Source organism: Amycolatopsis sp. NPDC051716 (genome assembly GCF_040681595.1).
GTDB lineage: Bacteria > Actinomycetota > Actinomycetes > Mycobacteriales > Pseudonocardiaceae > Amycolatopsis.
This window is the reverse complement of record NZ_JBFAZA010000008.1, coordinates 188,565-203,395: the sequence shown is the minus strand read 5'-3', so window position 1 is coordinate 203,395 and position 14,831 is coordinate 188,565. Positions and strand designations below refer to the sequence as shown.

Here is a 14,831-nt window from a genome sequence, read left to right as displayed (position 1 = left end):
ACAAATGAAGGAATTTCGTGAACCTGGTCTGGTGGTTCCCGCGTTGGCTCGCCACGAGACGGCGCAGATCGATGCGGTCAGATCGAATGCGCGCTGGCATTCCTGTAACCAGTAGTGTGGTCCGAACGAACGAGGGGCGCCCAGCCACTCGGACCGCAGTCCGAGCGTGCGTTGCGGCGGAGGAGGCTTGTGGATCGAGACGAACGCGAGGGATTCGTCGAGGTAGCGGTGGTGTCGTGCGACATCCTCGGCCATTCGACTACCAGCGGGACGGACCAGCTGCGCCGGGTGGGTGCGATCAACCGGATAGTCGCCGACTTGATACGGCGTCGTGGGCCGGACCTGGTCGTCTGGTCTTCGGGCGGCGACGGCGGCCACGTGGTCTTCTTCGGCGACGGGTGGCAGCCGGACGCCCTCTACCTCATGAGTGAGCTGTATGCCTGGGCCTCCGATGAGGGGGTTGCACTCCGGATCGCCGGTCACCTCGGTGTGGTGGCGACGCTCATCGGAGCCGACGGGCGCACGCAGGCGGTCGGCACTGGGATCAACTTCGCCGGCTGGCTCATCCGCCAGGCCACTGGCGACGGGGTAGTCGTCTCGGACGCCTTCCGGCGCGGGATGGCGTCCTCGACAGTCGCATCGGCCGTCGAATTCCACGGGGAACGCCTGCGGGTGGACCGCAACTCGATTCGCCAGCTGCTCTGGCTGATGTCTTTCAGTGACCTCCGGTCGGAATGGGTCGAGAGTCAGAATGACGACTACACGGCGTTCGATAAGTGTTTGCACCGGAAAGACGGCTGGGGAGCGCTCTACTACGCGAAAAGGATTTCGCAGATAAACCCACACCATCACACGGTCACCGGTGCTCTCGACGATGTGTCTCGGATTCTCAAGTCGGATGCAGGGGACAATCGGAGCTTCCTTGAACAGTTGAGAGCCGAAGAATTGACCGAGGTGCTGAAGCTCGGCCATCTGGTGGAGCGGGCCCCCGGCGAGGTGATTTGCCGTGTCGACGAGCCCGGGGAGTCGATGTTTGTCATCCTGCGCGGCGACGTCGGGGTCTACAACCTGGAAGGCAAAGGCTTTGGTGGCAGTGCCGAGCCGAAGCACACGCACCGGGCGGGCGAGGTCGTGGGTGAACTCGCCGCCGCCCTGAACCGGAGCCGTACCGCAGACCTCGTCGCGATGACCGATGTCGCTCTCCTGTCTTTTATCAGTGAGGAAGTGAGCGACAAGCTGTCCAATGCTGCCACGGACGCGGGCAAGGAGGCCAAGCGCCAGTATGATCGGTTCATTCTCGATCGGGTCCTGCAGCACACCACGCAGGTCGCGACGTACTTGTTCGGACCGAACCGCGCGGGCCCGTTGAGCCGTAATCCTGCTCACGGCTCATCGCGCCTCGGTGAAAAGGAGGCGTGGGAAGCGACGATTCGTCATCTGCTCAAATACGCGGAACTCGTCACTGTCGAGACTGGACTTACGCTCGAAATCGACCAGGTGACACGCAAGATCGGCAGGGCAACCGCCGAACATGGTCTGTTCGTGCTGGTTGCGGGAAGCGTCCAGGTGACCGATCCGGTTCCGGCCGTGCTGTCGGGTGTGCAGTGTCCGCTCCTGTGGGTGGACGTCCCCACGTTGTTCACGAAACCGTCCGGTAGCTATGCGCGCGTCGCCGAACCGATCAAGGTGCTCTGGATTGCTGCGGACGGAATCGTTCAGCTTTCGATCGATCAGCGTACCGAATTGCGTCGTGCGCTGGAGGGTACGGTCGGTGCGAAGCCGCCGGAGTACGAATACGACGTGTACCTCTGCCATTCCAAGATGGACAGGCGGCTGGTCCTGGAAATCAAGGACCGGTTGTGGAACGAGTACGCGATCACGTCGTGGTACGACGACATCGATCTGCGCCCGGGTGACCGGACTCGAAGGACGATCGAGAAGGGGTTGATGACCTGTCGGTTCCTCCTCCTCTGCGCGAGCGCCAACATGCGGAGCTCGGAGTGGGCCAACCTCGAGGTCGACTCGGTTCTGCATCTCGACGTGAAGCGGCGCGAAGGTCCGAAGATTCTGGTGCTGAAGCTCTACGAGCACGAAAGCAATGACGAAGCGATCCCGGTGATCTTGCGCGGTATCAAGCGCCAGAACTTCGGCCGGGCGGGCGATTTCGAGCAGTTGGCCCGGTACATAGTCACCGCCCGGATGCGGCAGTAGGGCTGGCGAGCCGGGATCCGGCCAGTAGCCGGTGGCTTCTCGTGGCCGGCGAACGGGCTATGGCCGCGACCGTGTTGTGTGTTGACAATGGAACGGCGGACACGCGGCCGCTGACGCTGCGGGCGTCTCGACCGGCTGGCTGAACGAGCTCCAGGGGGTAAGCGTGGACGAGTTCGCGAATCGCCCGGAGGTCGTGAACAAAGCAGGCGAGGTGCACGGCCTCTCGTTGCAGGCGGGGACGATCCACGGAAACGTCCAGCTGACAGTGGGTGACCAGGCGCTGCCGCGGCCAACCCAGTTGCCCGCCGCCAACGGCTGTTTCACCGGACGCGTCTCAGAACTCGCGGAACTGGACCGAAGCCTGTTGCAGGAACGTTGCGACGCGCCGCCGATCGTGCTGCTGACCGGTATGGCGGGTGTCGGCAAGACCGCGTTGGCCGTGAAGTGGGCGCACGGCGCCGCAGAGGCGTTTCCGGATGGGCAGCTGTACGCGGACTTGCGTGGTTTCGGGCCCGACAGTCCTCTCGAACCGGCGGAAGTACTCGCGGGTTTCCTTCGTGCGCTGAGACGCCACAGGCCGGAGGAATTCCCGACGGCGGCGGAGCGCGCCGCGCTCTTCAGATCGTTGCTCAGCACCAGGAAAGTGCTCTTTGTACTGGACAACGTTCGCTCGGCGGACCAGGTCAGATTGCTCTTGCCAGGCGTCCCGACGTGTTCGGTGGTCATCGTCAGCCGCCGGCAACTGCCCGGTCTCGCGGTGCACCACGCGGTCGAGTGGATCAAGGTGAACCGGCTGGACGACACCGATGCCGTCGAGCTCCTCCAGGCCGCGATCGGAGATCGCGTGCGATCGGATCCGGCGAGCGCGCGGCTGCTGGCGGAGGGGTGCGCTGGTCTGCCGCTGGCGCTCCGTATTGTGGCCGTCCGAGCCGCGGCACGTCCGAGCCGTTCGCTGGCCCAGCTGGCGAGCCAGCTCGCCGACGAGCGAGCCCGTCTCAAGAGGCTGGACGTCGGCGACGATGCCGGAACCGCGGTACGAACTGCGTTCTCGTGGACTTACCAGAGACTGAGCGATGGGGAAGCTCGCGCCTTCCGAGTGGTCGGTGACCATCCTGGCCGGCACTTCGACGTCTACGCGATGGCAGTGCTGACGGACACGCCGCTCGGACGAGCCGAGGACCTGCTTGACGGCCTCATGGCGATGCACCTGCTCGACGAGCCGGAACCGAACCGGTACGAGATGCACGACCTGCTGCGCTTGCACGCGGTGGAGCTGAGGGAGCGCGAGGACGATCCCGCCGAGCGTGAGGCGGTCCTGCTCCGCCTCTACGATCACTACCTGCACACAGCAGATCGGGCGAACCGGGTACTCATGCCGCACCGCTTGAGAGTCCCCTGTCCCGGAACGGCTCCGCACGAACTGACTTTCGGTGATCGGGCGTCGGCGTTGAGCTGGCTGGATGCCGAACTGGCGAATCTGGTGGCTATGTGCCGCTTGACCGGTCCGGCGTTCGACGTGCGGTGCTGGCAACTCGCCTACACGATGCGCGACTACTTCTTCCTCACCAAGCGCATCGACAGCTGGGTCGAGACCCACACGCTCGCCTGGCGCGCGTGCCAGCGGATCGGCGATCGGCGCGCGGAAGCCAGAACCCGGAACAACCTGGGGCGCGCGCTCCTCGAATCGGGGGACGTCGAAGCCGCGGCGGACCACTACGAACACGCTCGGATCCTGTTCGAGGAACTCGGGGATGGCCATGGGCTGAGCAACGCCCTGGCGAACCTCGCGTCCATTCTCCGAAGGACCGGGGACTTCGAAAGTGCCCTCGCGAACCTGACCCGGGCGCTGGCGTTCTATCGCAAAGGCGCACAACGCAACTGCGGAATCACGCTCCGGAGCATGGCTCGTGTGGAGATAGAACTGGCCCGCTTCCCGGACGCGGTGCGGGACGCGGAGGAGGCCTTGGCGATCGCGGATGAGCTCGGTCTTGACCTCGATGCCGCGCAGGCATCCGCGTGTCTGGGCCAAGCTCATCTCCGGTCAGGGAACCTGAGGGGCGCCCGAGACGCGTTCGAACGCGCGGTGCGGCACAGCGAACTCGCCGGAAGCCGCTACGAACAGGCAGGGGCTCTCCGCTGGCTCGGTGAAGTCGCCCTGCGGTCGGGGGATCTCGGCGAGGCGAGAGAGCACTGGCGTGCTGCGTTGCGCCTCTACGAACAGCTCGGTGTTCCGGTGGCACAACGCGTCGCGGACGAGCTGGCCGTGCTCGGCGAACTCTAACCTTCGGGCAACGGCGGTACGTCCTGCTGCTGCCACGCGCGGACGATGTCGTCCCCATACCGGGCAGCCAGGTCCGCCAGCCGGGCGGCTATCCGGTTGGCGATCGTCCCGTCATCGAACGGTTCGGCTATCGACCACGCCGCGGCGAGTGCGTCGAGCACGCCAGCAGGCTCCAGCGGCAGGCTTCCGAGGTCCAGGTAGGTGTCGCGGAGCGGAACGGCGAACCGTGCAGGCGCAACGTTGCACAAACCGAGGAAGATCTCCGCGGCTTCACCGAACGCTTCCGCGGCTGGTCCGGGCTTGTTCGAGTGGGTCAGCACACGGCCGAGATTGCGCAGGGACTCGGCGAGTTCGGGGACGAACGGCCCCCGGTTCTCGTTCGCCAAGCGTCGCCGCAGCTCGACGCACTCGGTGAGAACAACGTTTGCCTCGTCGAGACGGGCAAGCTTGAAGAGCACCATGGCCTGGGTGTTCAGGGCGACGGCCAGTTCGGGGAGTCGTTCGGCACCTTGGGCCGGTCGCTCACGCGACAACTCGGCCGCGCGAGTCGAACTGGCGAGCGCCCCGTCCAGGTCGCCGAGCTGGGCCTGCCGGTTGGCCAGGGCATTGAGCGCCATGGCGAGCTCGGGCCGGAACACTGCCGGCCGTGATCGGGCCAGCTCTTCGTAGTGGTCGGCGGCCTCTTGGGCGGCGGAGCGCGCTTCCGGATGCTGGCCCGCGTTGCCGAGGCGGATCGCGAGCATCTTCGTGACCGAAGCGAGCAGGGGCAGGTGCGTTTCGGGGTTCGACGCGGCCAGCAGCCGAAGCACCTCGGCCGAGCGTTCGATCGCGGCGAGGGCGCCGGCCGGGTCACCCAGGTCCGTCCTGGTCAGGGCAAGCGTCGACAGCGCGATGGCGTGGTCCCTGCGGAAGGCGTCGGGCTGGTCCTCCGCAAGCAGTTCGTACAAACGTACGGCTTCGGCGGCGTGGCGAGCGGCTGCTTCGACGTGGTCGTTTTCGCGGTTACGGAGTGCGAAGTTGTTCAACGCTGTCGCGTAGTCACTCGCGTAGAGTGACGACTCTTCGCCGGCGAGCTGACGCCTGAGTTCGAGCGCCTGCGCCGCTACGTCGAGCGATTCCTCGGCGCGCTGGAGTTCGTACAGGCACGTGGCCTTCGTGTCCGTCACTGCGGCCAGGACCTTCCGGTACGCCGCTGTTCCTTGCGCGCTGAGCTCGGTATAGCGCTCAAGGGCCCGGTCGATGGTCTCCAGTGCGTCGTCGTACTGACCGAGGTCGCGTTGCGTCAACGCCAGGCTGTTCAACGCCTGTGCCTCGAACGGGCGGAAGCTGCGGGGCTCGGCCGCCGCGAGCTCGGTGTACGCCTGGGCTGCGGTGGTGGCCGGGCCGATCGCCTGGTCAGGTCGGTTGAGCGCGCGGTAGGCGCTGCCGAGCCGGAGGTTCAGCTGCGCGAGCTGCCGTTCGTTCCGGGGTGCCAGCCGCTCGTGGAGAGCGATGGCGCGGCTGAGGGCGTGGACCCCGAAGGCGCCCAGGGCCTCGCTGCTTTCCGGCAGGTTCTCGACCGCGAGGTCGATCAGGGTGGGGTCCGCGTCGCCCATCGTGGTGGTGATCGAGCGGACCAGCGGCCGGGGATCTTCGATCAGAGTGGCGACGCCCATGGCCACTGGCACCCGTTGCTCCGGGGATACGTCGATCAACCCGCTGATGGTGTCCGGCACGTGCCCGTGCCTAGGAGCCGCGCGGCCCAGCACGGTCAGTGCCTGGGATATCTGCTGGGGCGTTCGCTGCGGGGAGTCGGCGAGTGCGAGGTCGGGCTCGTGGCGCAGTTCCGTCGCCACGTGGTCTTCACCCAGGCGGTCGGGGCGAAGCGGGTTGAGTGCTTCCTGGCCCGGGTACATTTCCTGCAGCCAGCGGAGCACGAGGCTCAGCCGGGTCCGATCCGGCACCCAGTGCTCGAGCAGGTCGAGTGCTTCTTGGCGCGTCGCGGCGCCGAAGAGCGTGGACAGCGCCACGACGTAGCCGAGTAGGGCGAGCGTGGCGTCGTCCGTGCCGACCTTCGCGGCCGAGCGCTTCCAGTACCGCTTCTCGTGATGGAGCACGCGCAGCACCGGATCACGCGTGTCGCCGGCGGGTCCGCCGTCGCCGGTCTGGTCCAGTAGTGCGGCAAGTGCGGCGGCGTGCAGGTCCAGCACGCGGTCGTAGGCGCCGTCGGCGAGGTCGGCCGGGGCCACGACGTCGCCGACACGCTGGTCCAGGTGCTGGCCGAACGCCTGCAGCGCACGAGTGAACTCCGCGTGCCGGTCGTCCGCGTGGACGAGCGGACGGAGGGGGAGCCTGGTCGCGCGCCGGAACAGCTCGGCCACCTTGCTGTTGCCGCTTTCCTGGATCCGGCTCAGCCAGTCGCCCGCGGAACGGCCGACGAGGAGCAGCCGGACACGAGGGTGTTCCCCACGCTCGGTCATCGCTTCGACGAGGGCGGCCAGCTGGTCGGCCCGCCCTTCGACGTAGTCGATGATCAAGAGCAGGGAATGGTCCAGCCGGGCGAGCTCGGCCAGCCGGCCGGCGGGGACGGACTCGGCCAGCACCCCGGCGATCCAGCCGTCCGCCGCGAGTTCGGCCGCGAGCTGCCCGGCGAGGCGGGTCTTCCCCTCACCGGCCGGGCCGGTCACCAGGTACGCCGACAGCGGGACGGCGGCCGCGCACCAGGCCCGGAGGTCGTCCAGCTCGTTCCGGCGCCGGTCGGCTTCGAACGGAACGATCCCGTACTCGGCCCTCAAGAGCGCGCTCGGAAGAGGGTCGTCCGAGAGCTGCGGAGGCTGGACCAGGAACTCCCGCAGCACGAGCCCTGGTGCCTGTGCAAGCACCGCGCTGACGACGCCGGCGATGTCCGAGCCCTGGGACTGGTGACAGATCCAGTGGGCTTGTGACTGCCGGAGCCGGACGAGCTCGCCCGGGAGATCTTCCTTCGCGGGCCTCGGTGTGTCGTCGAGGAACACGGGAAGGACGGGAATCCCGCGTTGGTACGCGGTTTCGATCTCCCAGCGAACCCAGTCTTCCGGGTCGTCGATCCGGCGAGATCCGTCGCTCCGGCGTTCGAGCCACTTCGGGCCGATGACGGCGACCAGGACGTCGGCTCGGCGGGCGGCGGCACGGATGGTGGACGGCGAATGGTCTCCGGCGACCAGCGTGCGCGCGTCGCGGAAGGCCTGCTCCGGCCCGAACCGGTCGACCAGCCGGTCGTACAGTGCCGCGGCCACGTGCGCGGAGTCGTCGGTTCGATAGTTCACGAAGACCAAAGGCACGCTGTTCCCTCTTCGGTTACGGCTGGACGCCCTACGCTTTGACCCCGGTGTCGATGTGGACGTGGACACGCGAGAAGTCCGCCAGGTCGTCCCGCGTGCTGATCTCGAACGCTCGGCACTCCGCGAAGGTGAGGTCGTTCACGAATCCGACAGCAGAGCCGACGATGTCACTGTCCGCGTAGAACGTCGCTTTGAGAACCAGCGTCAATACGGCGTTCTCGCGGCTGGTGACTTCGCCGTGCACGGTGATCGAGGAACGTTTCTTCGGGTTGACGCCGATGCTCCCGAAATCCAGCCGCCACTTGCCGGGATTGCTGGTGAACTGCAGCTCGCCGGGAGTTTCCGGGTGAGCCACGCTCGCCCTGGCCCGCGTTTGACGGGGAGCGGGTTTCGTCGCGGGTGGTGTGAGGTCACCGGCGGAATACCAGTCCTCGGCGCGGAGATCCACGTCGCATCCGATGGCTTCCAGCCGGTGGGCCAGCCTGCTGCGGCTCTCCGGTGAGTTGTCCAACCGGACCCGAAACCTCGCGTCGATGTTGGTGAACCGCCGGACCTTGCCGAACTCGACCAGGACCGTGTGGTCCGGGTACCGGGCGAAGGCCATGCCGGCTTCGAAGAGGACGTTCGGCCGGGCCTGGCCCGAGGGCCGAGTCTCGGGATCGTCCTCGTCGTCAGCGTGTTCCTCCTTCAACTGCACGATGTCATCGGGCGTCAGCAGGACGATGAACGCCCGATCGGGGCCGAACGCCTTGTCCAGCGTGTCGCTGATCAGCGGGGAGCCACCGGCCGATTCGGAGAGGGCAACCGACCACTCGACCGGCTTCAACCCGATCGCGCGAAGGAAGGTGAAGAATTCGCGCCGGGCGACCTTGTCGCGGCCGTGACTCACGAAGACTTCTTGTCCGAGGCTCATCTCGACGATGATGTCACAGGCACGAAACGGCACAGGACGCGGCGCGCCGGACAACGTACCGTGGCGCGGGTGTTCGACGTCTTTCTCTGTTACAGCTGGTCTGATGACAAATCCTGGACAGATGATCTCCACGCGGAACTGAACGCACTGGGTATAGCGGTGTTCCAGGACGACAAAGACATCCCTTTCGGTGACACTCTCGCGCCCGCGCTGCAGGCGGCGTTGGGCGGATCACGGATGTTGGTACCCCTGATCGGCCCGGCGTTCCACGAGAGTCCCAGCTGCCGACAGGAACTGCTCTACGCCCTGACCGCCAGTTACCGGTTGGACCCCAAGACCATCGAACGGGTGATGCCAGTGACCTGGCGGGTCCCGCCGAGCAAGCTGCGGCCCCGGCAGCTGAAGCACCCGAAGCTGCTGAGCCGCGAGGCGTACGACGTCGCCGCGCAGGCACGGATCATCGCGGACAAGCTCGAGCGCCTCCGGGCTTCCGACGGCCGGCGTTTCGGCGACGCGCCCCCCTTGCCCCGGCCGCGGTGGTATCCCGACGAACTGCCGACGAACCGGCGGTTCCACGGCCGCGGCGAAGTGATGTGGGATCTCCACGAGGCCCTGCTCGCCAGGGACAAGCCGCGCAACCTCGGCCACGCCGTCGTGTCGGTGACGGGTGGGGGAGGCCAGGGAAAGTCAGCGCTGTGTGAGCAGTACGCCCGGTGGTTCGCAGCGGATCACCCGGGTGGCGTCTTCGTGATCCGGCTGGGTGGCAGCGATCGGCGGCGCCGACCCGACCCGCGAGCGGTGCTGAGCCGGTACAGCCTTCAGCTCGGTCAGCTCGCCAAGTCCCTGAACCTGCCTGTCGAAGATGATCTCGGGGCCGCCAGAGCGGCGATCGCGCGCTCCCTGGACGAGCGCCCGCCCTACCTTTGGATCGTCGACGACGTGCCGTCGGACATCGACGAGAGCTACCTGCACAAGTTGTACGCACCGACGGTCAACGGAAAGACGCTGATCAACACGCGTGGTTCGTTGGCGGGCCTGGTGTCCGCCGAGATCGCGCTCGAACCCCTGGAACGCAATGCGTGCCTCGGTGTGCTGACGAACGATCACGCCGTCAGCGAGGCCAAGTCGCCCGAACGCGAGGCAGCGCTGGGAATCGTCAACGATCTGGGGCAGAACCCGCTCGGGCTCACCGTCGCGGCGGGACTGACGACGCTGCCGGACTTCGAGGGCTATCCGAAGCTGCGCGCCGAACTGCAACAGGATGCGCCGGACGCGTTGGAGCTGGCCGAGCACTTGGCCGGCGAGCTGCCGGTCGGGGCGGCGAAGGGCTTCGGCGCGGTCATGGTGCGGAGTTTCGCGCAGCTCACCGACCCGGGCCGGGAGGTCCTTGCGGCGAGCAGCGTCCTCGGTGCCGCGCCGATCCCGGCCGGCCTGACCGCACGGATGATCGAGCGCATGGGGACCACCTCCGCCGAAGCCGGCCTGGAAAGGCTGGTGGCGCGCGGACTGGCCGAGGATCTCGGCAACGGTTCGTACACCGTCCACGCTCTCGTCTCGCGCGCGGCGCGCTTCCGGTTCCCCGCGGGGTACCGGCGAAAACTGCGTGACCACGCCTGTGACCTGCTCGGTCGGCAGTTCGAGGCCGGCCGCGAGGATTTCGGCCTCGTCCGCTCGGCGGCCTCCTGCCTGCCGCACGTGCTCGCGCTGGCGACCGAGGAGTGGCCGACGGGGCCGGCGGAATGGCACCTGCTCGGCGAGGCCGGACGCGCGCAGTTCGAGCTGGGTGACAACGTGGGCGCCTTGGAATCGCTGGAAACCCTCAACGAACGCGCGGGAAGATCCGCCGAGTTCGACGAAGAAACCCGGGTCAGGGTGCTGGCGAACATCGCCGGCGCCCAGTACGGCACAGCGGAGTTCTCCGCAGCCCTTCGAGGCCAGCGGGAAGTCATCGAGCGGCTGAACGCCTTGCCCGACGTGGACGAGTCTTACCGGCTGCAGACCGAGGAGAACCTTTCGAACACCCTGTCGGCGCTCGGTGAGTTCGAACAGGCGCGGGAGCTGATCACGAGCGTGTACCGGCGGCGGCGCGACAGCGCCGGCCTCACCCGGAAAGCGACGCTGATCGCCTTGAACAACCTGGTGATCGCCGTCGGCCGCTGCGGCAGGCCGGCTCTGGCACTCAGGCTTGGGATCGGCGCCTGGTCGCTGTGGCACCGCGGAGCCGGTCCCGACGAGCCCGAGACCCTCGACAGCGTCGAGAACATCGCGAACAACCTGCTTCGATTGGGGCATGTCGCGGAAGCCGCGGCCACGAACAGCTATCTGGTGTCGCGCCGGGCCGTGGTGCTTGGGCCGGAACACCCCAGCACGATCGACTCCCAGGAGAACCTCGCGACGGCGACGGGAGCGTCGTACTGGCCGGTCTACGCGGCCCGGCTGAGAGCCCAGGGCCCCTCGCACCCCGACACGATCGCGACCCTCGAACACCTGCTTCGGTCTTCGTTGCCCAGCGGGGCTGTGGCCGACCCGGTCGACCACGTGGTCTCCGGCCTGCCGGCCGATGTCCGGCTGGAGAACGTGCGCCTGGACGGTGAACACGCGGAGTCGTTGAGCGAGCTCATCTCGTCGGCCGTCCAGTTCGAGGAAGGGGAGTCCGGGTACGGCCCCGAGCATCCCCGTGCCCTGCGAGCCAAGCTCCTGCTCGTCCACGCGCTGGCGGCGGCCGACCAGTTCGACGGCCAAGTCGAGAGCGCACTCCCGATCATCACCGATTCGAGAGACGGCCTCGAGGAGGCCTATGCCCGGGACCGCAGCTCGGTCCAACCTGATGAACTGGTCATCGCCAGAGAGCTGCACCACTGGATCTTGCGGTTGCTCGCCCAGGAACCCGCCTACTGACTCTCGGCTTTCAGATTCGACTTGGGCGTAAGCCTTCAGCGATGCAGATCGGTGACCTGTCCAGGCGTGCGGGCCGAGCGCGCGCTCATTGCGGTACTACGAAGAGCAAGGCCTGCTGATCAGTGCGCGTTCCGAGGCGGGGCAGCGGCACTATGCGGAAGCCGACGTCCAGCGGGTGTTGCTGCTTCGGCAGCTGTTCGGCGCGGGTCTGTCCAGCCGGGTGATCGCGACCTTGCTGCCGTGTGTGGACGTCCGCGGCGACCTCGACATCGCGCACCTCGTCCAGACCCGGGACCTGGCTCGCCACGGTCGCGTTCGTCGCGGCAATCGTGCTCGCCGCGGTCGCGGTCTTGCTGGTCGACGCCCCGCAAACAATTCGGCAATACCTGGCGACGTTGGGGTTCGTCCTGGCGTGGGCGGCAACGAGTTCGGGCATCTCGCGATCCGGGCTACCAGATCGGGCGGGTCCGGCAGCGCGCGACAAGCCGGCGCCGGCCTCGACAGACAGCGGCATGACGGCGGTGCATGGACGGGTCTTTCTGCTCGGCGGGGCGAGCTGGCCGCACTTCTCGTCCTGCCGCCGAAAGACCCGTCTCTCGTCTCAAGTCCCCGCCCACGTCGCCAACGTCATGAAGCGTGCTGCTGTCCGGGATTCGTTCATCGTGGCTCGGTGATCTGGAGCACGATCTTGCCGCCGGGGCGTTGTGACTGGCTCAGTTCGATGGCTTCGCGCCAGTCGTCGAGGGGAATCCTGCGAGCGACAGGGATGCCGAACCGACCCTCGGCCGCGAGCTGAGCGCATTCCCCGACGACGTCGTAGCGGTGCCCGAGCGGTCCCTCGGTGAACGCGTCGCGGGCGCCGGATTCGCGTGCCTGGGCCAGGTTGCCGATGGTCAGGACGTGCCGGGGATCGGTGACCGTGCGCAGGAGTTCCGGGATGGTGGCGTCGTCGGGCGGTGAGACGTCGAGGACGACGTCGACGGGGCCGCCCGCCAGTTCGCGGATCCGCTCGGCCATGCCTTCGCCGTAGCGGGTGACTTCGGCGCCGGTGGCGCGCAGGGCTCCGGCGTGGGTGGGACCCGCGGTGGTGAGCACTCGTGCCCCGGTCCGGCGGGCGAGTTGCACGGCGGCGAAGCCGGTGGTGGTGCCGCCTCCGCTGACGAGCAGAGTCGTGCCGGAGGCGATGTCGAGCAGGTCCAGGCCGAGCTGGGCGGTATCCACGGCCATGGGCAGGGCGACGGCCGCCGCCGGTGCGAGGGTGGGTGGCCGAAGGAACCAGACGTCGAGCAGCGCGTGGCCGGAGGCGCCCGCGGTCGGTCCGGTGAACGGGGCGGGGCCGAAGACGGCGTCCCCGAGGTGGACGCCGGTCACGTCGTCGCCGAGGGCGTCGATCGTGCCGGCGACTTCGAGCCCCACTCCGCGGGGCAGGTCGCCGGGGTAGAGGCCCCGGCACAGGGCCAGGTCGGCGGGGTTGATCGTGCAGACCTCCACGGCGACCCGGATTTGTCCGGGGGCCGGCTGTGGCGGTTCGGCTTCCTCGAGCCGCAGGACGTCGAGGGGTTCCCCGGTCTGGTGGAAACGCAGGGTATGCATGGCGATCTCCCGGTTCTGAGCTACCGATGACAGCAGATGCTGTCATCACTTGCCCACCATAGTGACGACAGCATCTGCTGTCACTATGCTGGAGCCATGGCTCGGTGGGAGGGCAACACCCGTGAACGGCTCGAGCGCTCGGCGTTGGAGCTGTTCCGTGATCAGGGCTACGACCGCACCACGGTGGCGCAGATCGCCCGGCACGCCGGCTTGACCGAGCGATCGTTCTACCGCTGGTTCACCGACAAGCGGGAGGTGCTCTTCGCCGGCGACGAGCTGCAGGCCTGTTTGGAGGCGGGCATCGCCGAGGTGCCCGCGGGAACCGGCGCGCTCGCGACGCTGATGGCCGCGTTCACCGCCGTGCCGAAGGTGCTGCGTCCGCGCGAACTGCTGATCGAGCTGCGCACCGTCGTCGCGGCCAACCCGCCGCTGCGGGAACGCAGCCTGATCAAGGAAGCGATGCTGTCCGAGGTGACCGCTGCGGCCCTGCGCCGCAGGGGCCACGACGAGCAGACCGCGCGGCTGGCCACCGCTCTCGGCATGGCGATCCTGGGCGCGGCGACCCGGCGCTGGGTGCTCGGCGACGAGGCCGACTTCGCCACCCTGCTGGCCGGCAGCGCGGCCGATCTCCGTGCCGTCGCCGCCGACCTGCCACCCGCCCACACCGAGACCGGCCACGCGCCGCGGCCGGGGAAGTAGCAGGAGACCTCGGCCCGGCAGGTCTCCGGCCGGCTCGTCACCAACCGGTCTTGGACCGGGCTGTCTCACGTGTCGGATAGCCTCATGCCGTGCATCGCAGTCGGCTGTTCGGGATCTTCATTGACACGCCTGCCGCGGAAGCCGGTTCGGCAGCGGGTTTCTGGTCCGCCGCACTGGGGGTTCCGGCACGGTCCGTGGTGGGCGAGGAACAGTTCACTGCTCTCGACGGTGCCATCCCCGGGTTGATCGTCGACATCCAGGCGGTCGACGACGCGCCCCGCTATCACGTCGACATCGAGACTGATGACGTGGCGGCGGAAGTGGCCCGTCTGACAGCTCTGGGCGCGAAGCCGGTCTCGCGTTGGCTGGAGTGTCACACACTGCGCGCTCCCGGAGGCCACCTGCTCTGCGTGGTGCCGGTGCACAGCGATCCGGAGACGTTTCACCGGCTCGCCCGGACCTGGCCATGACGGTGGCCGCCGCGACCGGCGGGTGGCGTCTGGCCAGGCTGTCGCATCGGCTTCACCCCGAGTCGATGGAGCCTCGCGCCACCGGCGGGGAAACTCCGTCGTCTCGCTCCTTTCAGAGCCGCGAGACCTGGTAGTGGGCGATCAGCCAGCGGTCGCCGGTGCGGCGGACGACGACGCTCAGGTGCACCGGGAGCGTCGGCCGGTCGGTGAAGGCGAACTCGACGCCGGCGTACCCGAGGACCACGTCTTCGGCCAGGCGGCGGGTCTCCACGATCCGGTAGTCCGCCGTCATGCCGCGTGGCTGGGCGTCGTAGTACGCCGCGACGCCGGCCCGGCCCACGCTGTACGGGTGGAGGCCCTGGAAGATCGCGTCCTCGGTGAAGACCTCCGCGACGCGCTCGGGTTCGTGCGCGTCGACCGCCGCCTTCCAGGTGTCCAGCACGGTGCTGAGGATGTCGGTGCTCATG

General features: G+C 67.9%; 9 protein-coding genes and 1 pseudogene. 6 read left to right on the top strand and 4 right to left on the bottom strand.

Going from position 1 to position 14,831, the window contains the following annotated elements; translation table 11 throughout:
* The first annotated feature begins 189 nt into the window (after positions 1-189).
* Together AB0M30_RS13520 and AB0M30_RS13515 are read left to right on the top strand one after the other, a co-directional pair.
* Positions 190-2,211 (top strand): TIR domain-containing protein, encoded by a 2,022-nt coding sequence (locus AB0M30_RS13520; protein WP_364583736.1) that lies wholly within the window; start codon positions 190-192, stop codon positions 2,209-2,211.
* 163 nt (positions 2,212-2,374) lie between these two features.
* Complete coding sequence (locus AB0M30_RS13515) at positions 2,375-4,492, top strand: tetratricopeptide repeat protein (protein WP_364583733.1); 2,118 nt, start codon at positions 2,375-2,377, stop codon at positions 4,490-4,492.
* On the opposite strand, the gene AB0M30_RS13510 is transcribed toward AB0M30_RS13515, so the two are convergent.
* Both AB0M30_RS13510 and AB0M30_RS13505 read right to left on the bottom strand, forming a co-directional pair.
* Positions 4,489-7,776: a toll/interleukin-1 receptor domain-containing protein gene (locus AB0M30_RS13510; RefSeq protein WP_364583730.1), complete on the bottom strand. Its 3,288-nt coding sequence runs from the start codon at positions 7,774-7,776 to the stop codon at positions 4,489-4,491. The genes AB0M30_RS13515 and AB0M30_RS13510 overlap by 4 nt on opposite strands.
* Positions 7,777-7,822: 46 nt before the next feature.
* A complete protein-coding gene (locus AB0M30_RS13505) occupies positions 7,823-8,758 on the bottom strand; it encodes a TIR domain-containing protein (protein ID WP_364583727.1) in 936 nt (311 codons plus the stop codon).
* A gap of 15 nt (positions 8,759-8,773) precedes the next feature.
* On the opposite strand from AB0M30_RS13505, the gene AB0M30_RS13500 reads away from it, so the two are divergent.
* Positions 8,774-11,602, top strand: coding sequence for a toll/interleukin-1 receptor domain-containing protein (locus tag AB0M30_RS13500; RefSeq protein ID WP_364583725.1), 2,829 nt, complete (start codon positions 8,774-8,776; stop codon positions 11,600-11,602).
* Positions 11,603-11,690: 88 nt separating this feature from the next.
* Positions 11,691-11,783: pseudogene (locus tag AB0M30_RS13495) on the top strand (MerR family transcriptional regulator); the annotation flags it as partial.
* Positions 11,784-12,259: 476 nt separating this feature from the next.
* Here AB0M30_RS13495 and AB0M30_RS13490 read toward each other — a convergent pair.
* Positions 12,260-13,195 (bottom strand): zinc-binding dehydrogenase, encoded by a 936-nt coding sequence (locus tag AB0M30_RS13490; RefSeq protein ID WP_364583722.1) that lies wholly within the window; start codon positions 13,193-13,195, stop codon positions 12,260-12,262.
* A gap of 96 nt (positions 13,196-13,291) precedes the next feature.
* Between AB0M30_RS13490 and AB0M30_RS13485 the strand changes: the two genes are divergently transcribed.
* Both AB0M30_RS13485 and AB0M30_RS13480 read left to right on the top strand, forming a co-directional pair.
* Positions 13,292-13,894 carry a helix-turn-helix domain-containing protein gene (locus AB0M30_RS13485; protein ID WP_364583720.1) on the top strand — a complete coding sequence of 201 codons (603 nt, stop codon included), beginning with the start codon at positions 13,292-13,294 and terminating at the stop codon, positions 13,892-13,894.
* A gap of 89 nt (positions 13,895-13,983) precedes the next feature.
* Positions 13,984-14,364, top strand: coding sequence for a VOC family protein (locus tag AB0M30_RS13480; protein WP_364583718.1), 381 nt, complete (start codon positions 13,984-13,986; stop codon positions 14,362-14,364).
* Positions 14,365-14,476: 112 nt separating this feature from the next.
* Here the strand turns inward: AB0M30_RS13480 and AB0M30_RS13475 are convergent, their stop codons facing one another.
* Positions 14,477-14,830 (bottom strand): SgcJ/EcaC family oxidoreductase, encoded by a 354-nt coding sequence (locus AB0M30_RS13475; RefSeq protein ID WP_364583716.1) that lies wholly within the window; start codon positions 14,828-14,830, stop codon positions 14,477-14,479.
* Position 14,831 lies beyond the last annotated feature (1 nt).